The sequence below is a fragment of the Pyxidicoccus trucidator genome (assembly GCF_010894435.1).
Taxonomy (GTDB): Bacteria; Myxococcota; Myxococcia; order Myxococcales; family Myxococcaceae; genus Myxococcus; species Myxococcus trucidator.
This window is the reverse complement of the sequence record NZ_JAAIXZ010000017.1, coordinates 156,816-180,889: the sequence shown is the minus strand read 5'-3', so window position 1 is coordinate 180,889 and position 24,074 is coordinate 156,816. Positions and strand designations below refer to the sequence as shown.

At 69.5% G+C, this 24,074-nt stretch carries 8 protein-coding genes; 5 read left to right on the top strand and 3 right to left on the bottom strand.

All coding sequences use genetic code 11. From position 1 onward, the window contains the following. Positions 1-27 precede the first annotated feature (27 nt). Entirely contained in the window at positions 28-2,925 is a 2,898-nt protein-coding gene (locus tag G4D85_RS36775) for a cell wall anchor protein (protein ID WP_240359718.1), read from the bottom strand. 676 nt (positions 2,926-3,601) lie between these two features. On the opposite strand from G4D85_RS36775, the gene G4D85_RS36770 reads away from it, so the two are divergent. Then, a complete protein-coding gene (locus tag G4D85_RS36770) occupies positions 3,602-3,961 on the top strand; it encodes a transposase (RefSeq protein ID WP_275900346.1) in 360 nt (119 codons plus the stop codon). A 115-nt stretch (positions 3,962-4,076) separates the two neighbouring features. Here G4D85_RS36770 and G4D85_RS36765 read toward each other — a convergent pair whose 3' ends face one another. Continuing rightward, the gene (locus tag G4D85_RS36765) at positions 4,077-4,703 is read right to left on the bottom strand and encodes a hypothetical protein (protein ID WP_164018770.1); all 627 of its coding nucleotides are present in this window, start codon (positions 4,701-4,703) and stop codon (positions 4,077-4,079) included. 424 nt (positions 4,704-5,127) lie between these two features. Between G4D85_RS36765 and G4D85_RS36760 the strand changes: the two genes are divergently transcribed. The 4 genes from G4D85_RS36760 (at position 5,128) to G4D85_RS36740 (ending at position 10,231) form a co-directional block, all read left to right on the top strand. Next, positions 5,128-7,053, top strand: a complete 1,926-nt coding sequence (locus tag G4D85_RS36760) for a serine/threonine protein kinase (protein WP_164018769.1) — start codon at positions 5,128-5,130, stop codon at positions 7,051-7,053. After that, on the top strand, positions 7,050-8,024 hold the full coding sequence (locus G4D85_RS36755; RefSeq protein WP_338052928.1) for a DUF2381 family protein: 975 nt from the start codon (positions 7,050-7,052) through the stop codon (positions 8,022-8,024). Before G4D85_RS36760 ends, G4D85_RS36755 begins: the two co-directional genes overlap by 4 nt. Before the next feature lie 307 nt (positions 8,025-8,331). After that, the gene (locus G4D85_RS36745; RefSeq protein ID WP_164018768.1) at positions 8,332-9,096 is read left to right on the top strand and encodes a hypothetical protein; all 765 of its coding nucleotides are present in this window, start codon (positions 8,332-8,334) and stop codon (positions 9,094-9,096) included. A gap of 112 nt (positions 9,097-9,208) precedes the next feature. Further along, positions 9,209-10,231 (top strand): hypothetical protein, encoded by a 1,023-nt coding sequence (locus G4D85_RS36740; RefSeq protein ID WP_164018767.1) that lies wholly within the window; start codon positions 9,209-9,211, stop codon positions 10,229-10,231. An 803-nt stretch (positions 10,232-11,034) separates the two neighbouring features. Here G4D85_RS36740 and G4D85_RS36735 read toward each other — a convergent pair. Further along, on the bottom strand, positions 11,035-24,057 hold the full coding sequence (locus G4D85_RS36735; protein WP_164018766.1) for a non-ribosomal peptide synthetase: 13,023 nt from the start codon (positions 24,055-24,057) through the stop codon (positions 11,035-11,037). Between the last annotated feature and the right edge of the window lie 17 nt (positions 24,058-24,074).

The window sequence follows — 24,074 nt, the reverse complement described above, 5'->3', positions numbered from 1 at the left end:
GCCAGCGCCCCGGGATTCCGCTTGCGCCTACAGGCGGCTCACGCGCTTCAGCCGGAACGGGGAGGGGGTCTCGCTCATCGTGTAGTAGCTTGCGCCGTTGGCGTCATACTCGATGGCCTCGCCCTGGCCCTCCTGGGTGTCGGTCAGCGTCACCGGGGTCGCCGCGAACGCGGATTCGAAGCCCTGTCCGGCGGCGGCACGGAACTCGTAGACCCTCCGGTAGGTGCGCACCAGGAACCGGTTGGCACACGGGTGGACCGCCGCCGAGGTGGCCTTGGCCGCCTCCACGTCATTGGGATCCACGGGGAGTTGCAGGTCGGCCACCCACACCAGCGTGCTCATCGTCCCCGGCGCCGGCAGCGGCGTGGGGAACTTGTAGACCTTGCTCGCCCCCGAGCCCGACTTGGTGATGACGTAGATGTCCCCCGTCACCGGATGCACCATCAGCGCCTCAGCGTCCTTCGCCGAGTCCGGGTAGACGAACGGGAAAGCCTCGGCGGCGAGGGTCCCCGTCGTCTGGCCGTTGGCGAGGTCCGGCTCCGGAATCCGGTACACCGCGAACGAGTTGGGCGGCGTGGGGAAGTTGGCGCTCGCCCGCCCGATGTCCCCCATGAAGATGCAGGAGCCCGCGGGACAGGGCCCGCTGGCCACGTCCTCCCAGTCCGCCGGCGTCACGTTGCCCACGTCGTACACGCCCACCGTCGAGGCGTTGAGGGTGCTGATGGCCACGATGGCCGTGGTGTCCTCGTTGTGCACGTACAGCACATCCGGCACCACCCGGCTCGCGGCCAGGCCCGAGGGCTCCACTATCTCGGGGGCTACCACCGTCCCCTGCTGAACCCAGGTGCCGACGTAGTTGTCGGCCGCCGTGCAGGCCGGCGCGCTCGCGGCCCTCAGCGCCACCACCTGCGCGGTGTTGGTGTTGGCATAGGGAGAGCTCCCGTTGAAGGCAGGCTGCACCCCGGGCTCCCCGAGGACCTTCCAGGCGGAGTTGAAGATGAGCCCGGTGGACGTGGAGACCAGGCAGGTCTCGAAGGACTCGGTGAAGTCCGCGGGGGGAACGATGGGGCTCGCCGGACACGTGCTCCCGGCCCACAGCTGCGACCCGAACCAGACCGCGAGCCCGCCGGCGCTCGCGGTGGTGAGGGCCGGGGCGTCGAACGCCGAGGTGGTCCCGTTCTTCTGTCCGCTGTGGGTGTCGATGGGGCTCGCGGGGTCCGCACCACTGAAGGCGTCGATGCTGCCCGCGAGGTTGCTCGCGAGGCTGATGCCGAACTCGTACGAGGCCGGCTCGGACGCGGTGGCGACCTTGTAGAAGACCCAGCTCTTGAGCTGGGAGGAACTCTGGTCCGAGCGCAGGAAGGTCCAGCCCGCCGGCGGAGTGAGGGTCGCGCTCACCTGGTTGCGGTTGGACAGGCGCGCCAGGAGGACGTCGTCCGCGGCGACCCCGGCGGGAGCCGGAAGGGTGAGGCGGGTGGCCGCGAGCGCCGAGGCCTGGGCGGCGCTGCGGAAGGCCACCGCGGGGGGCGGGGGGGGCTGGATGGGACGCAGGGCCACGACCTGGGTGGTGTTGGTCTGCGCGTACGGTGAGGTGCCGTTGAACGCCGGCTGCACACCTGCGGCGCCCAGGGCCTTCCAGGCGGCGTCATAGAGGAGTCCCGCGGAGCTGGAGACCAGGCAGGTGTCGAAGGACTCCGTGAAGCCAGAGGGGGGCGCGATGGGGCTTGCGGGGCAGGTGCTCCCGGCCCAGATCTGCGACCCGAACCACACCACCAGTCCATTGCCCGAGGTGGTGGTGATGAGCGGCGCATCGAAGGCGGAGGTGGTCCCGTTCTTCTGTCCGCTGTGGGTGTCGATGGGGCTCACCGGATCCACGCCGCTGAACGCGTCGATGCTGCCCGCGAGGTTGCTCGCGAGACTGATGCCGAACTCGTAGCTCGAGGGCTCCGAGGCCGTGGCGACCTTGTAGAAGACCCAGCTCTTGAGCTGGGTGGAACTCTGGTCGGAGCGCAGAAGCGTCCAGCCCGCGGGGGGCGTGAGGGTGGCGCCCACCTGGTTCCGGTTGCTGAGCCGCGCGAGCAGCAGGTCCGCCTCCTCGACGCCGGCCGGGGCGGCGATGGTCAGGGAGGTCGCCGTGAGCGCCGAGGCCTGGGCGGTGCCGCGGAAGGCCACGCCCGGTGCAGGGGGCGGCGGAGTCGCGCGCAGGGCCACCACCTCGGCGGTGTTGGTGTGGGCGAACGCGGAGCCGCCGACGAAGGGGGGCTGCATCCCCGCCGCGCCCAGCGCCGCCTCCGAGACGTGGAGGAGGAGGCCGGTGGAGGACGAGACGAGGCAGGTGTCCTCCTGCACGGTGAAGCCGGTGGGCGGCGTGATGCCCGGCGAGGGGCACGCCGCGCCCGTCCACACCTGGGAGCCGAACCACACCGCGAGCCCGTCCGCGCTGGAGGTGGTGAGGGCCGGGGTGGTGAAGGTCGCGCTGTCCCCGTTCTTCTGGCCGCCGTGGGTGTCGATGGGGTTCAGCGGGTCCACGCCGCTGTAGGCCACGAGGCTGCCGGCGAAGTAGCTCGCGAGGTCGAGGGTGAAGGTGTAGCTGGAGGGCTCGGACGCCGTGGCGACCTTGTAGAGGACCCAGGTCTTGATGGCCGAGGCGCTCTGGTCTGAGCGGAGCAGCGTCCAGCCGGCCGGAGGCGTGAGGACCGCGCTCACGTTGTTGCGGTTGGTGAGGCGCGCCAGGACGACGTCGTCCACCTGCAGCCCAGCCGGTGCGGGGATGGCCAGTGAGGTGATGCCCTTCCCACTGGCCCTGCTGCTCCCGCGGAAGCTGATGGAGGTGAGCCCCTGCTCACTCGCCCCCCGCGGCGACTCCCGCCCCACGGCCCCAACGTCCTGCTCCAGAGGTGTGCAGGCCATCACGACCGCGGCCACGCACGCGAATGCTCCAAGTAGGCGACGACTCATCGATGATTCCTCTAATAACGGGTAGCGGCGCAATGGGCGCCGACGCGGCGGGGAGGATACCGTGCGGCGCGGGTATCTCCTCGCGGGAGTGAGGGGCGTGAAGCGGGTGCTCCGCGGCCCGTGTACCTCGCGGTACGCCGTGCTGCGGGTTGGGATTGGAGAAAGGCGCCCAGCCCGGAAGGGACTGGAGGCCAGCGGAGGCTTCCGCCATGGCTCTGATGCCGAGGCGCGAGCGGGAATTGCCCTCCTGCGGGCAGGCCACCGCCCAACCGGGGAAGTAGTTGCTCTCCCGGGGCGGCCCGGGAACCTGCTAAAGCCTTGGGGTTGGCAGAAGTGCTGGGAGGTTCCGCTGACCTCACGCATTCATGAAGCCGAATAGGGCGCTTCATTCCTGGCGGCTGCGCGGCTACAGCCCCATGCCAATGAGGGCGGGGCTGTACGGATTCTGTACGGACCGGGCCGGTGGCGAGCGAACGCTAGCGACGGCTCACGGTCAGGAAGAATAGAGGGGGTTACGGCCAAGGGTTCAGAAGGTGAGGGGCAGGGCCGGGATTATGAGACCGCCGCTCTAACCAGGTGAGCTACCTGGCCGCAAAGTGACGCCCGTATAGCGGGACAACCGCACCCGCTGCCCTTGGGCACGGTGCTCCCCCTGCCTGGGGATCGTCCCAGCCTTCGCAGGCTTCCACTGTGTATCGGGGGCGCGCTGCGCGCCCAATGCACGCACGCGGCCTCCGGACGCGGCAGGAGCGTCCGGCTGGGCGAGGACGAGGGCCTGCAGAAGCGACTGCGGCGGCTGCAAGGTACCCGCTCGGGACGGGCGAAGCTGCGCGAGCGGGTGCACGTCGAGCACCAGCTTGCCCACCTCAGCCAGCGCCAGGGCTCGCGGGCCCGCTACCGCGGCACCCGGAAGAACACCTTCGACCTTCGCAGGCTCTGCGCTCTCCAGAACCTGGAGACCCTCCACCGCCGCATCGACGAGAAGCGGCGGCTTGCGGCCTGAGGTTCCACTAACCTGTTTGGCGCTCTAGGACCGCGCAGCCCGCGCCCCGGAAAAGTGCACCATGTCGGCTGGCGGGTTCCCCTTCCGCGAGGGGTGGGCCCGCACCACGCGAGCATCAAGTCATCACGCTGCGGCTTCGAGAGAAAATCAGCCCCGTTCTCTGGACTGCACCGATACATAGGAAGTCGCCGGAGTCGAAGCCGACATGGAGGACTCGCTGGGCGGCATCCCCAAGGAGCGTCGGCCCCATGAGCTTTGCGAGGTGCCTGACAGCGAGCGCGGCGTACGCAAGGCACAAGGGGTATTCGGCGTCGTTCCCAAGGCCGTTCTCGCGCCCGTAGGCCACGCGATAGATGGCATCAAGGACAGTGGAACTCGCGTCGGGCGTGTCCCCGCCCCAGCGCTGCCGGAACAGCCAGTCAGGATCATTCGCACTGTAGGGTGCCCCGATGAGATGAAGGTCCGCGGTGACGCGACCCTGCACGACCGGATTGAAGAGGCCGAACCACAGCCCCGTCACCGGAGCTGGTGGTGGCATCTGCCGCATGACGGTTTCGAGCCACTGCTGGAACTGTTGGAGATCACCCGCCACATCCAGTGAACGAAGAGCGGACCAGTCCGGGTGAGGGCGTGCGGTTTCGCAGAATTGAATGACGCGCAGGAGTCCTTCCGCGACGGGGACGTCCGACTTCACCGCGCTCTCAATTTCACTGAAGAGCCTACCGACATTGTAGGAGACCATGGAGTTGCTCCATCTGCTGGGCATCCATCCGATATCCGGAACCGGGTTGGAGGCCTGTGGGGGAAGTAATCCTCGAAGCCTATCTCATCAGGCGGGAAGGAAATGCACTACCTGGTAGGTCGACGAGGAGGACGGTGCCCCGCGATTGCCGGCAGGTATCGAACGGTGGTCGGGCTGCGCATCGTCCCGTCCATGGGTTGGCTCTCGGTCTTCTCGTTCGTCGTGTGATTCGCGGGTTGGGGTTGGAGGAATGCGCCCGGCCCGAAAGGAACTGGACGCTCGCGGAGACTTCCGCCATGGCCCTGATGCCGAGGCGTAGGCGGGAGTTCCCCTTGGGAGGCCAGGCCATCGCCCAACTGGGGAAGTAGTTGCTGTCCCAGGTCAAGCGGGAACCTGCTAGGTTGTGCCTGAGGTGAGCCGCCTGATGCCCCTGCACGTGGAGAACATTCAGGTGTACCCGGAGGCGCTCGGGCCCGGCACGGAGGTGGGCACCTGGCGCGTGGTGGACCGGCTGGGCGTGGGCGGCTTCGGTGCCGTGTACCGCGTGGAGGACATGGGTCGGCCCGGCGAGTTCTACGCGCTGAAGCTGGCACTGCGTCCCGGAGATGAACGGGCCGAGCGCGAAGTCACGCTGCTCATGGTCAAGGCGGTGCACCCCAACGTCGTGCGCTTTCACGCCTGCGGCAGGTGGCCGCACCCGCGGACGGGCTACCTCTACTTCGTCATGGACTGGGTGGCCGGCCGGCCGATGGACACCTGGGTCGAAGAGGTGAACCCGAGCTTCCGCGAACTGGTGCAGGCCGCCGGCAAGCTGGCCCTGGCCTTTGATGCGCTCCATGGGACGGGAGTGCTGCACCGTGACGTCAAGCCCGTGCACATCCGCATCCGGGAGTCAGACGGCGAGCCGGTGCTCATCGACTTCGGCATCGGGGACTACGCGGGCGCGGCCACCATCACCGAGCAGACTGTGCCTCCGGGCACGTTGCACCTGCGCAGCCCCGAGTCGGTGCTCTTCCACCGGGAGAACCACGGCCGGCCGGAAGCACGGTACGCGTACCAGGCCACCGATGACCTGTACGCGCTGGGCGTCAGCCTGTACCGGGTGGTGACAGGGCACTACCCGTTCCCGCCGCACCTGCCTCCCGACATGCTGTACTTGGCCATAGAAGGGCAGACGCCACCTGCGCCGGCGGACTTCAACCGGCGCACGCCTCGGGCGCTCAGCGACATCATCATGCGACTGCTGGCGAAGAAGCCGCAGGAGCGCTACCCGATGGGGACGGAGCTGCACGCGGCGCTCATTGCGGCGGTGAGCTCCGGCAAGCCCGCGGCGTGGGAGGCCAGTCTCTTCGCGTGGGAGGACGTTAAGGGAACCGAGCCTGTGTTTGGCGACGGCGCACGGCGATGCATCCGCCGGCCAGAGTGGCCCACGTGCTCCGCGACGCCGCCCGAGCCCAGGCTCGTCATCGCCCCGTCACTACCTTTCGTTCGGCATCCGGCCAGGCCGGCTCCAGGAACTGCGGTGCAGGAGCGTCCAGTGGAGGCGCATCCTCGGCAAGAGCGGTTGCGCTCGCCGGTGCTGGTGGCTGCTGTGCTGCTCGCTGGGGTAATGGGCTTGGCGGCCTGGGGGATGCGGGTGGAGGAGCGTGGGCCTTCCTCCGATGAGGCGAAGGTGCCCGCGCCGCTGTCCGGCATGGTGACGCCTCCCGCGCCGCTCCGTGAAGTGGCGCCCGTGGGGGCGCTACCAGAAGCTGTCCCTGCCACAACTCCGCCGATGGTGGCGGCAACCGCTGTGGCCGCCGCGCCTCCCGCGACGCTCCTGAAAGAGGATGCACCTGTGATGAAGCAGCTAAAGCCGCCAGCCGTTTCGCTGAAGAAGGTGGGGATGAAGGCCATGGGCGTGGCTGGCGCCTGTCTCAATCTCTCCTGCTCCAGCCCGCAGGTCCGCCCCCCTCCGCCCGAGCCGGAAGCCTGCCCGCCGAACGCCTTGAAGACCATGGAGGAACTGGGCATCCGGCTGGGCTACGAGCGCGCCGTCATGCTCAACGTCATCAAGGGTGAACCCCACGTCATCTCCGTGAGTGCCGGAGAGACGCAGGTGAGACTGGCGGAAGGGTGGGAGGGTCTGCGCAGCGCCTCGGTGGTCTCCGGACAGCTCATCCTGGGGGACCGCGTGTACGGCCGCTTCACCTCGGCGCTCACTCATGACCGCCGCGCGACCTATTCTGTGTGCATGGAGCTGATCGGCCTGGACGGGAAGCGGGGCCTGGAGCGAAAGCCTGGTGGCGATGCCGATTCCGCCCGCATCTTCCCGGTGGGGGACTTGAAGCCGGTAGACCACTTCGAGTGACGCGGCCTCATGGCTGCATCGTGAGGTTCCGCCTCGTGCATGCTTCGTACTCCGCCGTCCTGCTGGTGTTCACCCTGTTGGTAGGCGCGGCGTCCACCGCTCAGCCACGCTCCGCGTCCTGGATGGGAGGTGTCCGTGTGGTTGAGCTGCCGGAGGAGCCCACAGGTCAGGAGCCGGAGGTTGTCATCAGCCCGGGGTTGTCCACCACGTTCACCTTTGAGGCGGAGTTGTCGCGTGGAGAGAGCGGCAAGGACAGGGTGGAACTGGAGAGACGGGAGGTGTTCTCGCTCGTCGATGTCGGGCAGACCACCCTGCGCCTGACGCCCTCCGACAAGCTGGTGCCCGGCGCGAGGCTGCGGCTGTCCGTGCGCTTCAAGGACGGCGCGGCCCCGTCAGCCGCGGTGTTCATCCTCGTGGTGCACCCGGTCCGGGCAGAGCGTCTGGTGGAGGTGTACCGGAAGGCCCAGCCCGTGGAGTTCTACCAGCGGGAAGCCCGAGCGGCACGGATGGAGACTGAGCGGTGCCACGAGGAACTGGAGCGAGAGCGCGCTGAGCACACCGTTCCAGGGGGGCTGGCGGGCCTTATCGCCGCCGGGACGATGGACATCAACGGGGTGGGGAGCCAGAACCTCACGGAGTCGGTCGTCCGCGCCCGACAGAACGCACTCGTGACGGTGCAAGTCCTCAGCTATCGCTCCGCGCGGCAGGTGGCGCTGGAGGTAGTCCTTGAGAACCCCGAAGGCGCTCAGACCTGGACGACCACGGAGGCCGTGCTGACGGACCCGAAGGGCGTGGAACTGAAGGCGCTGCCGGTGTGGCAGTCCGGGCCCGTGGCTCCCGGCGGCAGCGAGCAACGCATCGTGGTGCAGGCGGAAGCGCTGGAAGCGCAGGCCCAGGGCCTCTACACCCTCAAGCTCTGGGAGCCGAGCACAGGCCGCACCGTCATCCTGTCCGGGGTGTCCTTCCCCTGAGGCGACCAGGGTGTTTACGCGCCGGAGCCGAGACACCTCTCGCAGGCGAACACGTCCCGCGCGAACGTCAGGCGCAGCAGTCCGGCCCAATCCAGTCGCGGCATGCCGCTCTTCCTTCGGTTCTGCTTTCGCAGTTGCCTTAGGCGGGGAGGCTCGCCTCTTGTTGGTTCGGCTCTGCCCCCTCCAGGGGGAGACAGCGGATGACTGCGGGCGACCTGTGTCCGCGACTCTGCGACCCGTTGCTTATTGAGCAGACCACGAGACAGACTCCGATCGACCGAAGCGATCAGGCTGGATGGTACATTTTATGGGCGCGAAAAGGGCTTCAGCGAAGAAGGCTTCGATACCAGGGCCATGGGACCAACTGTTCAAAAAAGCCGACAGCTTTGAGCGGGATGCCGGTCCAAGCTCTGGGCATGTGGGTTTCGACGACATGCCGAGGCCACACCTGAACAAAGGCGCTGGAGACAATACGATCGCGTTCGTTTTTGCCGCGCCCGGCCGCCTTGAGGCGGACTGGTGCCGACCAGTCGCTGGCGCAACTGGCCTCAATCTGAACCGAATTCTGGGTATGCTTAAAGTCGTGTGTGAACAGCACTTTCCTCATCTTGACCGATACCACTATCGGATCACCAACTCCGTATCGAACATTATGTACGATGAGCAAGATGGCGACAGCGAGCCCAGCAACACGCAGATCAAGGAGAAGGGTAACCTCAGCAGATTCGCAGACGAGATATCGTGCCACACCATCATAATCTGCTTTGGTGCGTGTGCCTGGCTGGCGGCAACGACCAAGTTCCCTTCAAGCGAGCAATCCACTGGAACCAGGAGTTGGTACCGCGCCAGCAAGAAGCTTTTCATCAAAACAGCGCACCTGAGCCAACTCGGGCTCAATCAAATCAGAAAGGCTGATCTTCCCGGCATCACCCCAGCGATGATTAAACGAAAGGATAAGGAGGCCACACGTTTTCGGCATGAACTACGACTGAAAGTCTGCGCCACCGAAATATTGGCTGCCCTTCGTGATTCTAGCGCCTGGGAAGAAGTGCCGACCAGCAAGGCATCATGAAATGTAGGCACCTCAAGAATGCCCACGCCTGCACTCCGCGCACTCCCTGACGCATTTTGAATTGAGAGGCTGCGCGAGGGCGCACAACATGAGGCCGGTCCTGGCGAGATGAATGAAGAGAGAGGAATCCTGGGACGAGGGTTTTTATTCCGTCTTGGGGGAGCTTGGTCAGAATGGGGAGATACCGATGAGAGACCTGGGAAACAAGGCTTACTTTCGACTCAAGCAGGATGAGATCTCAGACCTTGGGGATGAGGACTGGATTCAGTTTACTTGTGAGGGGCGTTATCAGGTCAGGGCCCCTGTGAGTCTTTTCCGGAGCCGATTTAGAAACTCCGTCAGTTGGAACGACATAAATCGGAGGGATCACAGTTATACCCGTGGGAGCTTTCCTCAGTGGCTCGTGCACAGCGAATATTGTCAGATCCTCACTACAGGAGAGCCCGAGGCGGGTAGTGACGATGTGAGTCGTAGAGTGAGAAACGATGCGCAGGCTGTAGCCGCACGGATTCAGGAACTCCCTTCCTGGGCAGCCGTAAGGGAGGCCCAGCCGGAGGTGATTAACGCGATCGATGCGCAGTTGTTCGCGCTGGGACGGGAGTGGGCAAAGATCTGCCCTCGCCCAGATCAAGATGTTCTGGCCGCTTGGGAGGAATTGCTGACCTCCTGGTGCGCAGACGCGCGACTTCCCTATCTGGCACGGAAGTCAAAGCTCAAGGGACAGAAGTTTTCGGTGCAGGAGCGGGAAGTCATCGCGACGGATAATAGTCCCGCGAATTGGGCGCTCTTCGGGGCACTGTCCGGTAAGTGTCCTTCTCCTGAAGAGGTCCGCAGTCTGATCCAGGAGGATCGTCTGCCGATCTGCAAGGCCATGTCCCGGGAACTGGCGCAAGCGGCGTCTTATAGAGGAGCCCTATCGCGCCGAGAGGATCTCAATGTCAGAGGGTGGAAAGTGGCTCATATACGAGGCGTTGGGGAAGAGTCCCTTGATCTGTCAAAGTCGTCACTGGAGGAGGTCGAGCGGCACTTCAAGCGATTCATTTCTCCTTCCAATCTCTTCGTCATCCCCATGGAGTGGGGCGGGATTGCAGAAGTCCCCGCGTTCCTGACTGGCTTTGTGGGGGTGCAGAAGTGAGTCTTTTTCATGGGCGAGCCACCGAAACACCAAGCCCTGCCGCGCGAGCACCGCGCGTGGTTCGAGAATCACGGCTCTGTGGAGAACATTGTCATCGACCAGTCATGCATCGGTATGGCGCCGAGATGCGGGAGTACCTGTCCTGATTGTCTTGGTCGCGCTGCCGCGGGACTCTCTCTCAGCGCGGCCACGACTGCTCTTCGGCCGGGGTCGTGAGCGGCTCAGGGACGGTGAGTTCGCCCACCTCGGCGTCGAGTTTGGAGGCCACCAGGCGAGCGCGCGTGGCGGCCCGGTAGTCATGACGGGGTACGGCTAAGGGTTCAGAAGGTGAATGCCAGGGCCGGGGTATTGAGACCGCCGCTCTAACCAAGTGCCGAATGGCGTTACTTGGCCGCAAAGTGCCGCCTCTGAGCCACGAAGCACGCATCGCCGCAAGGACATCGGCCCGAGGTGTTGCTGAGCACGGTGGTTGATGGAGACCGGCTCGTTTTCAGACTGGCTGGATGATGGGGGCGCCGAGGGAGTGCGCGTCGGCCATCAGCGAGCCGGTTTCTTGAGTATCGCTGTCGTTGATGTCCGCTCGTTGGTCGGCGAGAGGGCGGGGCGCGGCGTGGAGCTGCTACGGCAGCCGGAGCGTGCCGGCTGCGAGTAGGCGGTGGGAGGAGGGCTGCCACCCCCTACCCACCAATGCCCCGCGAGAAGACTGTGGCGAGAGGTTCGCGGTGCTACTTGATCACCTGTGGAACGGGTGCGCGGCGCGCTTCACCGTCCGCTGTGCCGGAGGGCCCACCCGCGGTTGAAGGTCAGGACGCTCTGGTCGAACCTGACCTGGAAGCGGCCGTGGCGGCCGGAGGGTCCAGGGAGGAGAGGTTCCGGTCCGGATCCGCGCACGCAGCCTCGAGGAGCCTCCGGTAGTCCTCCACGAGGCGCTCCACCGTCTGGGCTTCGTAGATGTCGCCATTGGCCTGCGCCGTCACCGAGATGCGGTTGTCCTCCTCCTCGGAGATGAAGAAGAACATGTTGACCATCACCCCTCCCGCGGGGCCGCTCAGGCGGTCCACCTGGAGGCCCCCGAGCCGGGAGGCATCGGTCTTCTGGAAGCTCTGCAGGTTCAGGCCGGGGAAGTTGCGTGCCTTCTTGCTGTCCGGATGCAGCCCGGCCAGCTCCAGCACCTGGTGATGAGGCAGGAGTGCGTGGGCGAGTGCTCCGAGCACGGACTCTCGCACGCGCGTGAGCAGCTCGCGGAAGGTGGGGTCCCCCTCGAGGTTGGTGCGGATGAGGACGATGTTGGTGAAGCAGCCGATGAGGTTCTCCACCTCGTAATGGTCGCGGCCCCCGATGTTGCTGAACACCGTCACATCCCGGACGCCGCTGCGCAACGAGAGCAGGGCCTGGTAGGCGGCCAGCGCAACCATATACAGCGTGACGCCTTCGCGCCGACAGAGCTCCCTGAGGGCCTCGGACTGTCCGTCAGGCATTTGGGTGGTGGCTGTCAGCGTGGTGTGGCTGCGGGTGGCCGGGCGGGGCTTGTCCAGGGGGAAGTCGACCATGACCACCTCACCGGCCAGTTGCTTGCGCCAGTAGGTCTTGACCGCCTCGATGCGCTCTCCTCGCAGGTGGGTGTGCTGCCACCAGGCGAAGTCCGAGTATTGGATGTGCAGCTCGGGTAGCCGCGGCTCCTCGCCGCGGGCGTAGGCCTCGTAGGCCAGGCTGACCTCCTTGAGCAGGATGGCCTCGGACCAGCCGTCCCAGGCGATGTGGTGCGTCGTCAGCAGGAGCACGTGCGCCTCGGGACCGAGCACGTAGAGCCACGCGCGGAACATCGGCAGTGCCGTGAGGTCGAACGGCACCAGCGCGTCCTGCTGCACGCGCTGGAGCACCGCTTCCTCGCGTTGCTCCCGGGGCAGCCCGGAGAAGTCCAGCTGCTCCAGCCGTACCGGGGCAGGCGGAGACACTTCGAAGGTGAACCCCTCGTCACCCATGGCGAAGTGGGTTCGCAGGACTTCATGACGCGCGACGAGCGTGTCCAGGGCCCGCTCGAGCGCCCGGACATCCAGCCGTCCGGTGATGCGTACGCTCAGCTGGATGTTGCCGGTGCTCTGGGGGCGGCTCGGGCTCGAGCTCGCGTAGCCGAGCCACCGGCTCTGCGCCATGGAGGTGGGGCCCGAGGTGCGGCCGACCGCGGTGGGACGCACCGGAGAAACGCCCGCGCCGTCGCCGGCACCGCGTTGCTCCAGGGCCCGCGCGAGCGCCTCGATGTTGGGGTTCTCGAAGAGCACGCGCAGCGGCAGGTGGGCGCCGAAGGCCGCGAGGATGCGCGAGACGACCTGGATGAGGAGCAGGGAATGGGCCCCGAGCGCGAAGAAGTCATCCGTGACGCCGATGCGCTCCAGCTTGAGGACCTCGGCCCAGATGGCCGCCAGCCGGAGCTCGGTGGAGGTGCGAGGCGCGACATAGCCTCCGGCGGCGGAGGAGGCCCGGCCCTCGGGCGCGGGGAGCACCTTGCGGTCCACCTTGCCGCCAGGCGTCAGCGGCAGCGCGTCCAGGAGCACGAAGGCCGAGGGCACCATGTATTCGGGCAGGTGCTGGCGCAGGTGGTCCCGCAGTGACTCGGCGGTCGCCTGCGCGGCCCGCGAGGCCACGTACGCCACCAGGCGCTTGTCGCCCGGTGCGTCCTCCCGTGCCACCACCACCGCCTCGTTCACCGAGGCGTGCGAGCGCAGCACGGCCTCGACCTCTCCCAGCTCGATGCGATAGCCGCGCAGCTTCACCTGGAAGTCCGTGCGGCCGAGGTACTCCAGCGTGCCGTCAGGCCTCCAGCGTGCCCGGTCTCCCGTGCGGTACATGCGCGCGCCGGGCTCGGTGCTGAACGGGTGGGGCACGAAGCTCCCGGCGGTGAGGTCCGGCCGGCCCAGGTAGCCCCGGCTCACGCCCTCGCCGGAGAGGAACAGCTCTCCCGGAACGCCCACGGGCGCCGGCCGCAGCGCCGTGTCCAGCACGTACGCCTGGACGTTGGTCAGCGGCCGGCCGATGACGGGCACCGGGACGGTGGTGCCCTGGATGCACCAGGTGGTCGCATCCACCGTGCACTCGGTGGGCCCGTAGACATTGAAGGCGCGCGTGCGCCCGGTCCCGGCGAGCCGCTGCCAGGTGGCCTCGTCGAGGGCCTCGCCTCCGGGGAGCAGCAGCCGGGGGACGTGGGCCCGCTCCAGCAGCCCCGCGCCCAGCAGCAGCTTCAGCAGGGACGGCGTGCAGTCCAGCACGTCCACCCGCTGGCGCTCCAGCCACTCCAGCATGGCCCCCGGGTCCCGCCGTGTGTCCTCGGACACCAGGCACAGGCAGTGCCCATCCACCAGCTGGATGAGCTGCTGGATGGAGGCGTCGAAGACGAAGGGCGCGTTGACGCTCACCCGCAGTCCCCGGGGCTGGCCCGCATAGACGGTGTCCAGCAGGCCCTGGCGCAGGTTGAGCACCGAGCGGTGCTGCACCATGACTCCCTTGGGCATGCCGGTGGAGCCCGAGGTGTAGATGACGTAGGCGAGGTCGTCCTCGCTGGAGGACGTGAGCAGGTTGCCTTCGGGCAGGGAGGCCAGCTCCGCCGCCTGGGTGTCGAGGCACAGCAGGTGCCGCACCCGGGGCTGCCACGCGTCCGCCAGGTGCCGCACGGTGAGCAGCACCCGGGCCTCGCAGTCCTCGAGCACGAAGGACTTGCGCCAGGCGGGCGCCGCCGGGTCGATGGGCACGAAAGCGCCGCCAGCCTTGAGCACCGCCAGCAGGGATACGATGGCCTCGGGGGTGCGCTCCAGGCACAAGCCCACGCGCACGTCGCGTCCGACGCCGAGCGAGCGCAGGTGCCAGGCGAGCTGATTGGCGCGGGCCTCGAGCTCGCGGAAGGACAGGGCCTGGTCCCCGAGCTGGACGGCCGGGGCTTGTGGCGTGCGGGCCGCCTGCTGTTCGAAGAGCTCGTGCAGGCACGCTCCGGCCGGGAGACCGGTCCTGGCCCCGTTCCACTCCACCATCAGCTGATGGCGCTCCTGGGCCGTCTGCAGGGGGAGGGCGGACAGCGGCGCGCCGGGCGCGGCCACGGCGCCTTCCAGCAGGAGCTCCAGGTGCGCCCGCAGGCGCTCGGCGGTGGAGCGCTCGAACAGCTCGGTGCTGAAGATGAGCAGGCCGCGGTAGCCCTCCGGCGCGCGACTCAGGTCCAGGCTCAGCTCGAACTTGGTGACGTCCTCTTCGACCTCCAGGGGGCGCAGCGTCAGCCCGGAGAGCGCCAGGTCCGTCCGGGGCGCGTTCTGCAGGACCATGAAGGCCTGGAACAGGGGCGTGCGGCTCAGCTCCCGGGAGGGCTGGAGCGTCTCCACCAGCTTCTCGAAGGGCACGTCCTGGTGCTCGTAGGCTCCCAGGGTGGTGTCACGCACCTGGGCCAGGAGCTGGCGGAAGGTGAGCGCCGGGGTGAAGCGCGCGCGCAGCACCAGCGTGTTGACGAAGAAGCCGATGAGCCCCTCGCTCTCCATGTGCTGGCGGCCGGCGATGGCCGAGCCGACCAGCACGTCGTCCTGGCCCGAGTAGCGGTGCAGCAGCGCCTGCCAGGCGGCCAGCAGCACCATGAAGGGCGTGGCCCCCTCGCGCTGCGCCAGCGCCTCCAGCGCCTCGCTGAGCCCGGACGGCAGGGCCACCGGCACCGCCGCGCCCCGGTGTGAGAACACGGCCGGCCGGGGCTTGTCCGTGGGCAGCTCCAGCGCGTGCGGTGCGCCCGCCAGCAGCTGCTTCCACCAGTCGAGCTGGGCCCGCAGCGTCTCGCCGCGCAGCCAGTCGCGCTGCCAGAGGGCGTAGTCGGCGTACTGCACCGGCAGCTCCGGCAGCGGCGAGGGCTGGCCCTGGCAGAAGGCGTCGTACAGCGCCATCACCTCGCGCACCAGCACGCCCATGGACCAGCCGTCGGAGACGATGTGGTGCATGCACACCAGCAGCACATGCTCGGTGGGCTCCAGCTTCAGCACCGAGGCGCGCAGCAGCGGGCCCCGGGCCAGGTCGAAGGGCCTGGCCGCGTCCTCGGTGGCCAGCCGCAGGACCTCAGCCTGGCGCAGCTCGGGCGGCAGCGCGCCCAGGTCCACCACCTGCAGGGGCTGGGAGATGGAGGGGTGGATGACCTGGCGGGGCTCCTCGCCCTCCGCGTGGAAGGTGGTGCGCAGCACCTCGTGGCGGCGCAGCAGCTCGTCGAAGGTCCGCTGGAAGACGGGAAGGTCCAGGGGGCCCGACAGCCGCAGCCCCAGGGGCATGTTGTAGTGCGCCTGGCCCGGCTGGAGCTGGTCCAGGAACCACAGCCGCTGCTGGGCGAAGGACAGTGGCAGTGCTCCTCCGTCGCGGGAGGCGCGCGTCAGCGGAGGTAGCCGAGACGCCCCCACCCGGGTGGCCTGCTGGGCCTCGATGCGCCGGGTGAGCTGCTCCACCGTGGGGGCCTCGAACAGCTCCCGCAGGGCCAGCTCCACCTGGAGGGCCTCGCGCACGCGGGAGACCAGCTGGGTGGCCAGCAGGGAGTGGCCGCCCAGCTCGAAGAAGTCATCCCGCAGGCCCACCCGCGGCACGTTCAGCACCTCGGAGAAGATGCCGGCCAGCGTCAGCTCGGTGGGGGTTTTCGGGGCGGCGACGGGCTCGGGCCGGGCCTGGTGCAGCTCCGGTGCGGGCAGCGCCTTGCGGTCCACCTTGCCGTTGGGCGACAGCGGTAGGGCCCGCAGCAGCACCACCGTTGAGGGCACCAGGTACTCGGGGAGCTTCTGGCGCAGGGCGCTCCTCAGGGCCGCGGCGTCAGCCCCTGGAGCGACGGCATAGGCCACCAGCCGCTTGTCGCCCGGCACGTCCTCGCGCACGAGGGCGGCGGCCTCCTGCACCTGGGAGAGCTGGCGCAGGGCGCTCTCCACCTCGCCCAGCTCGATGCGGAAGCCGCGCACCTTCACCTGGTGGTCATCGCGGCCCAGGAACTCCAGGCTGCCATCCGCCCGCCAGCGCGCCTTGTCTCCGGTGCGGTAGAGCCGCTCGCCCGTGGCGAAGGGACTGGGAATGAAGCGCTCGGCGGTGAGGTCCGCGCGGCCCAGGTAGCCCCAGGCCAGGCCATCCCCGCCGGTATACAGCTCGCCCGGCACGCCCACGGGCACCGGCCGCAGGGCCGGGTCCAGCACGTAGACGCGGGTATTGGAGATGGGGCGGCCGATGGGGACGGAGGCGCCGAAGGAGGAGGAGGCCCGCAGCAGGTGGCAGGCGGTGAAGGTGGTGTTCTCGGTGGGGCCGTAACCGTTGACGAGCACGGCGTCAGGGGGCAGGCGCGAGAGGTGCTCGCGTACGCGCCAGGCGGGCAGCACGTCCCCCCCGGCCAGCACCTGGTGCACGCGGGCCAGCGCCGGGGCCTGGTGCACGGCCATCTGTTCGAAGAGCGCGGCCGTCAGCCAGAGGGTGGTGATGCGCTCGCGCACCAGCACCGTGCCCAGCTCCTCCAGCGAGGGGGGCCGCGGAGGGAAGAGCACGAGGCGGGCGCCATGCAGCAGCGCGCCCCAGACTTCCAGGGTGGAGGCATCGAAGGAGATGGGCGCCAGCTGGAGGAAGACTTCCTGGGGCCCGAAGTGGATGAAGTCGCTGCCGAGCACCAGGCGGGTGATGCCGCGGTGGGGAATGGCCACGGCCTTGGGCTGCCCGGTGGAGCCCGAGGTGAACATGACGTACGCCAGGCTGTCGGCGCTGGTGAAGGAATGGGGCGGAGCCGCGGGCTGGAGCGCCACCTGCTGCCAGTCGGTGTCGAGGCAGACGACGAGGGGAACGGCGCTGGGCAGCTCGTCGGCCAGCTGCTGCTGGGTGACGAGGACGGAGACGCCCGTCTGGGAGAGCATGAAGTCCAGCCGCTCGGCGGGGGAGGCCGGGTCGAGCGGGACGAAGGCGGCGCCCGCCTTGAGGATTCCCAGCAGGCCCACGGGCAGCTCCAGCCCGCGCTCCAGGCACAGGGCGACACGGGTGCCCGGGGTGACGCCGAGGGTGCGCAGGTGCCAGGCGAGCTGGTTGGAGCGCTCGTCGAGCTGGCGGTAGGTGAGCGCGCCCTCCGTTGCTTCGACGGCGATGGAGTCAGGAGTGCGCGCGGCCTGGGCGGAGAAGAGCTGGTGGACGGCCGCGTCGCGCGGGTACTCAGCGCCGGTGGCGTTCCAGTCCACCAGCACCTGCCGCCGCTCGGCCTCGGAGAGCAGGGACAGGGAGCCCAGGCGCGCATCCGGTGAGGCCAGCGCCGCCTCCAGGAGCGTCTGGAAGTGGGTCACCAGCCGCGCGGCCGTCGAGGCCTCGAAGAGGTCGGTGCTGTACTCGAGGGTGCCGCCGAGGCCTTGCGGCGTGTCGCCGAGGATGAGCGCCAGGTCGAAGCGCGCCACCCGGCCCTCCGTCTCGACCGGCTGGAAGGTGAGCCCCGGCAGGGACAGCCGGGTGGACCCCACGTTCTGCAGGGTGAAGGAGACCTGGAAGAGGGGCGAGCGGCTCAAATCACGGTGGGGTTGCAGCTCCTCGACCAGCTTCTCGAAGGGCACATCCTGGTGCTCGAAGGCGCCCAGGGTGCGCTGACGCACCTGCGCCAGCAGCTGCCGGAAGCCGTCGCGAGGGTCGACTCGGGCGCGCAGCACCAGCGTGTTGACGAAGCAGCCGATGAGGCCCTCGACTTCGGCGACGCGGCGGCCGGCGATGGGGGAGCCGACGAGGACATCGTCCTGGCCCGAGTAGCGCGACAGCAGCAGCTGCCAGGCGGCCAGCAGCGCCATGAATGGCGTGACGCCCTCCTGCTGGCAGAAGGCCCCGAGCGCGTCGGACAGCGGGCGCGACAGCTGAACGGGGGCGGTGGCGCCCCGGAAGGACTGGGCGGCGGGGCGCTGGAAGTCGGTGGGCAGCTCCAGGGCGGTGGGCGCGTCTTCCAGCTGCTTGCGCCACCAGGAGAGCTGCGCGTCCAGCACTTCGCCCCGCAGCCACGCGCGCTGCCAGACCGCGTAGTCGGCGTACTGGACGGGCAGCTCGGGCAGGGGCGAGGGGCCGCCGACGGAGAAGGCCGCGTAGAGGGCGGCAAGCTCGCGCACCAGCACGTCCATGGACCAGCCGTCGGAGACGATGTGGTGCATGCTCAGCTGCAGCACGTGCTCGTGCGCCTCCAGCCGCAGCAGCCAGGCGCGCAGCAGCGGCCCCCGCTCGAGCTCGAAGGGCGTGTGCGCCTGCGCATTGGCGAGCCGGCGCAGCTCGGCCTCCCGGTCCTCGTGGGAGGAGAGGTCCACCACCGGGAGCGCGGTGTGGTCAGGACTGGAGATGTGCTGCGAGGGCTGGCCGTTCGTGTCGGGGAAGCAGGTGCGCAGGGACTCGTGACGGGCGACGAGCTCGGACAGGGCCCGCTGGAGGGCGAAGAGGTCCAGGCGCCCCATCAAGCGCACGGCGCCGGGGATGTTGTAGACGGCGCTGCCAGGCTCGAGCTGGTGGAGGAACCACAGGCGCTGCTGGGCGAAGGACAGGGGCAGCGGGCCCGTCCTGGGCGCCCGGGTGAGAGGAGGCACCAGGAGGCCCTGGCCCTCTTGGAGAGAGGACTCCAGCCGGGCGGCGAGCGCGGAGAGGGTGGGGGCCTCGAAGAAGGCGCGCAGGGGGAGCTCCACCTGGAAGGAGGAGCGGATGCGCGAGACGAGCCGCGCGGCCAGCAGGGAGTGCCCACCCAGGTCGAAGAAGCTGTCGTGCACGCCGACGTGCTCCAGGCGCAGCAGCTCCTTCCAGAGCGCGGCCAGCTTCTGCTCCCAGGGCGTGAGCGGGCGCGCGTCCCCGGCCGGGCCCCGCGGCGCCCCCGGTGGGGGCAGGGCGCGCCGATCCACCTTGCCGTTGGGCAGCAGCGGCAGGGCCGCCAGGGCCACCAGCGCCTGCGGCACCATGAAGGCGGGCAGCCTGTCCGAGAGCCACGCCTTCAGCTCCGCCACGTCCAGCGCCTGGCCGGCGCGAGGCACCGCGTAGGCCACCAGCTGCTTGTCGCCGGGCACGTCCTCGCGCACCAGCACCAGCACCTCATGCACCCGCGGGTGGCGCAGCAGGGCGGCCTCGACCTCGCCCGGCTCGATACGGAAGCCGCGCACCTTCACCTGGGCGTCACCGCGGCCCAGGTGCTCGAGCGTCCCGTCGGGGCGCCAGCGGGCCAGGTCTCCCGTGCGGTACATGCGCTGCCCGGGCTCGGAGCCGAAGGGATCCGGCACGAAGCGCCCGGCCGTCAGCCCCGGCTGGTCCAGGTAGCCGCGAGAAACGCCCTCGCCGCCCACATGGAGCTCGCCCGTCACGCCCACGGGGACCGGCTGCAGCGCCCCGTCCAGCACATAGGTGCGCACGTTGAGCACCGGCCGGCCGATGCACACCTCGCGCCCCTCCGGCTCGGCCCGTACCGACAGGTCGATGGACGTGGAGACCGCCATCGCCTCGGTGATGCCGTAGGTGTTGAGCAGCGGCACGGCCGTGCCCACGCGCCGCATCCACTGCGCCACGCGCGCCGGGACAGCGCGCTCCCCGCCGATGACCACCCAGCGCAGCCCGCGAGGCAGCCGCGCGTGGCCCTCCTCCAGGCTGGCCACCAGCTCATGCCACCAGGCCGTGGGGAGGTTGAGCTGGGTGATGCCCCGCGCCTCGCACCAGGCCAGGAAGTCCTCGGGCGCTTCCAGCGGGGCCGAAGGACGCAACACCAGCGTGCCGCCCTGGGGGAGGCACGTGAAGAGCTCCTCCGCGCTGGTGTCCCAGCTGATGGAGGCGAACTGCAGCAGCCGCTCTCCCGGAGCCATGGGGGAGAAGCGCGAGGCGGCCCGGCTGTAGTTCACCAGCGACCGGTGCCACATCACCACGCCCTTGGGCTGGCCCGTGGAGCCCGAGGTGTAGAGGACATACGCGGCCGCCTCGGGGGGCACCGCGACGGAGGGCGCCCGTGCGCTGCACGCCGCGATGTCCTCACGCGCTTCGTCCAGGCACACCTCCTCCAGGTGGCGGCCGGACAGCTTCCCGCGTGTGGGCGCATGCACCAGCAGCAGGCGGATGCCGCTGTCCTCCAGCATGTAGGCCAGCCGCTCGGGCGGATAGGCGCTATCCAGCGGCACGTAGGCGGCGCCCGCCTCGAGGACGCCCAGCAGCGCCACCACCATGTCCGGGGAGCGCTCCAGGCACAGGGCCACCCGGGTCTCGAGGCCGACGCCGCGCGCCCTCAGGAACCAGGCGAGCCGGTGGACCCGCTCCATCAGCTGCGCGTACGTCAGGGTGCCGCCGTCCGCGGCCACCACCGCCAGGGCCTCGGGCGTGCGCGCGGCCTGGGCTTCGATGAGCGCATGGATGCAGGTGTCGCCCACCGGCCCCTCGCGCGTCGTGTTCCACTCCACCACCATCCGCCGCCGCTGCTCCTCGGAGAGCAGGGGCAGCGCCCCCAGGCGCGAGTCCGGTGCACGCACGGCGCCCTCCAGCAGCACCCGCAGGTGCCCCAGCAGGCGCTCCACGGTGGACGCGTCGAAGAGGTCCGCGTTGTAGAGGGCCTCCAGCCCCACCCCGTCCGGCCCGTGGCCGAGCGTCACGGTCAGGTCCAGCTCCGTGGTGGCGGGCACCGTCTCCAGCGCCTCCACGCGCAGGCCTGGCAGGCTCAGGCGCGCCAGGGGGGCATCGAGCTGGTTGAAGAGCACCTGGAAGAGCGGCGCGCGGCGGGTGTCACGCCTTGCGCCGGGTGGCTCGCCCAGGGAGTCGAAGGGCACGTGCGGATGCGCGAAGCCCTCCAGCACCGTATGGCGGGTGCGCGCGAGCAGCTCGCGGAAGGTGGGGTTGCCGGCCAGGTTGGCGCGGAAGACGAGCGGCTCGAAGAAGAGGCCTACCACGCCCGCGGTGCCCGCCTGCCCGCGGTTGGCGAAGGGCGAGCCCACCAGGAAGTCCTCCTGTCCGCTGTAGCGCGACAGCAGCACCTCCAGGCCCGCCAGCACCGTGATGAACAGGGTGCCCGACTCCTGGCGGGCCAGCGCCGCCAGGTCCGCTACCAGCGCGGGGGGCAGCAGCAGCTTGCGCAGCCCGGCGCTTCCCGTGGCCTCACGGCGCGGCCTGTCCGTGGGCAGCTCCAGCGCCACCGGCGCGCCCGCCAGCTGCTGCCGCCACCAGGCGCGCTGCGCCTCCAGCGCCTCGCCCTGGAGCGTGGAGTGCTGCCAGGCGGCGTAGTCGGCGTACTGGAGGGACGGCTCGGCCAGGTCCGGAGTCCTGCCCGTGCTGAAGGCGGTGTAGAGCTCCCCCAGCTCGCCCACCAGGAGCCGCGCGGACCAGCCGTCGGCGATGGTGTGGTGCAGGGTCGCCAGCAGCACGTGCTCACGCTCGCCCAGCCGCAGCAGGGTGTGGCGCAGCAGGGGACCGCGCTCGAGGTCGAACGGGCGATGCGCGTCCTCGCGAAGCAGCCGTCGCACCTCGGCCTCACGGGTGGCGGCGGGCAGGGTGCTCAGGTCGACCGTGGTGAGGGTGAAGGCCGCGGGGGGCGAGACGACCTGGACGGGCTCGCCAGCCTCGGCGTGGAAGGTCGTCCGCAGCGCCTCGTGGCGGCGCACCAGCTCGACAAGGCTCTGCTCCAGGGCCGCGGCGTCGAGCTCACCCGTGAGCTTCAATGCGGCGGGCAGGTGGTAGGCGAGGGTGCCCGGCTCGAGCTGCTCCAGCAGCCACATCCGCTGCTGGGCAAGGGTCAGCGGCGCCGGGCCACGCTCCGCGCGGCGGGGGATGGAGACGAGGGGCTTCTTCTCGCGCCAGAGCGCCAGCAGGCCGTCCGCGGTGGTGGCCAGCGCCGGTTGCCGCCACAGGAAGGCCGGGGGCAGTGCCAGCCCCAGCTCGGCTTCGAGCCGGCCCTGGAGCTCGAGGAGCATCAGCGAGTCGAGGCCGAGCGCCGTCAGCGGGGACTGGCTGTCGATGGTCGCGGCATCGATGCGCGCGACGCGGGCGAGCAGCTCCCGCAGGTAGCGCTCCAGCCGGGGACGCTGCTCGCCGGGAGCCGTGGCGCGCAGGAGCTCCGGGAGGGAGAGGTCCCCCGGCGTCGAGGCCTCCGGCTGCTCGGGTACGACGGAGCGGCCCACCAGCTCGAGGGTGCCGCTCATGAAGCCGATGCGGCAGGCGTGGCGCTGGATCTTCCCGCTGGAGGTCTTGGGGATGGAGCGCGGCTCGAGCAGGGCCACCGCGTGGACGTGGACGGCGTGCTCCTCGGCCACCTTCTTCCGGATGGCGCTGGCCACCGCGTCCGCGTCGGCGCCGCGCAGCTCCACCTCGACGGCCACGCCCAGCCGCTCCTCGCCCCGCGCCTCCACGGAGAAGGCGGCGATGCAGCCCTGGCGCACGGCCTCGTGGGCCGACTCCAGGGTCCGTTCGATGTCCTGGGGGTAGAAGTTGCGGCCGCGGATGATGATGAGGTCCTTCAGCCGGCTGGCGATGTACAGCTGCTCGCCGGAGAGGAAGCCGAGGTCCCCCGTGCGCAGGAACGGCCCCGAGCCATCCGCCAGCCGCGCGCCGAAGGTGCGCGCCGACTCCTCCGGGTTGTTCCAATAGCCCTGGGCCACGCTCGGACCGGAGAGCCACAGCTCCCCCACCTCGTTGTCGGCGCACGGGGTCGCCGTGTCCGGGCGCACGACGAGCATGCGCTGCTCGGAGGGGCGCCGGCCCGAGGACACCATCACCCGGGCGTCCCGTGTGCCCTCTGGCACGGCGGTGGCCTTCCCGTTCTCCAGGGCCCGGGGGTCCACCGGCAGGGAGGTGAAGGGCTCTTCCTTGCTCCCGCCGGAGGCGATGAGCGTGGCCTCGGCCAGTCCGTAGCACGGGTAGAAGGCCTCGCGCCGGAAGCCGCACGGGGCGAAGGTGCGGGCGAAGTGCTCCAGCGTCTCGTGCCGGACGGGCTCGGCGCCGTTGAAGGCCAGGTCCCAGCGGCTCAGGTCCAGCTCGGCGCGCTCCGCCTCGGTCATCTTCCGGGCCACCAGGGCGTAGGCGAAGTTGGGCCCACCGCTGGTGGTGCCATGGAAGTGGGAGACCGCCTGCAGCCAGCGCGCGGGGCGCTGCAGGAAGGCAATGGGAGACATCATCGTGCATGGGAAGCCCACGTACATCGGCTGGATGACATTGCCGATGAGCCCCATGTCGTGGAACAGCGGCAGCCAGCCGACGCCCACCGAGTCCGGCGTATGGCCGAACCCGCGGGTGATGAGCAGCTCGTTGTGCAGCACATTGGCGTGGGTGAGCATCACGCCCCTGGGCGTGCCCGTGGAGCCCGAGGTGTACTGGAGGAAGGCCAGCGTATCGCTGGAGATGTCCGGCCTGCGCCAGGACGGGGCGGCGTCCTCGGGGACGGCGTCGGTGGCGATCCACTTCAGCGCCGCCATCTCGGGGGCCAGCGCATGGAGTGTCCCGGACATCTCCAGGATGAACGAGGAGGTGAGGACGAGCCCCGCGTCGCAGTCCCGTGCGATGGCCCGCAGCCGGGGCAGGGTGCGCTCGAGTCGCAGCGGGTCTGGCGGGTAGGCCGGGACGGCGACCACGCCTCCGTACAGGCAGCCCATGAAGGCGGCGATGAACTCCAGCCCCGGAGGGAACAGCAGCAGGGCGCGCTGGCCCTGGGCTCCGGCTTCCTGCAGCGCCGCGCCGATGGCGCGCGCACGCGCATCGAGCCGGGTGTAGCTCCACTCCTCCACCCCTCCGTCCAGGTCGCCCGTTTCCAGGAAGCGGTACAACAGCTGCTCACCCTGGGCCTCCACGCGCATGCGCAGCAGCTCCACGAGGGTGTCGCACCGAGGATGGGGCAGGGCGGTCCGGGTCAAGGTATCCCCTGGAGTTC

Excerpts from the sequence above, each read along its gene's own strand:
- G4D85_RS36740 (WP_164018767.1), top strand. The coding sequence starts at position 9,209 with ATGAAGAGAGAGGAATCCTGGGACGAGGGTTTTTATTCCGTCTTGGGG.
- G4D85_RS36760 (WP_164018769.1), top strand. The coding sequence starts at position 5,128 with ATGCCCCTGCACGTGGAGAACATTCAGGTGTACCCGGAGGCGCTCGGG.
- G4D85_RS36765 (WP_164018770.1), bottom strand. The coding sequence starts at position 4,703 with ATGGTCTCCTACAATGTCGGTAGGCTCTTCAGTGAAATTGAGAGCGCG.
- G4D85_RS36745 (WP_164018768.1), top strand. The coding sequence starts at position 8,332 with ATGGGCGCGAAAAGGGCTTCAGCGAAGAAGGCTTCGATACCAGGGCCA.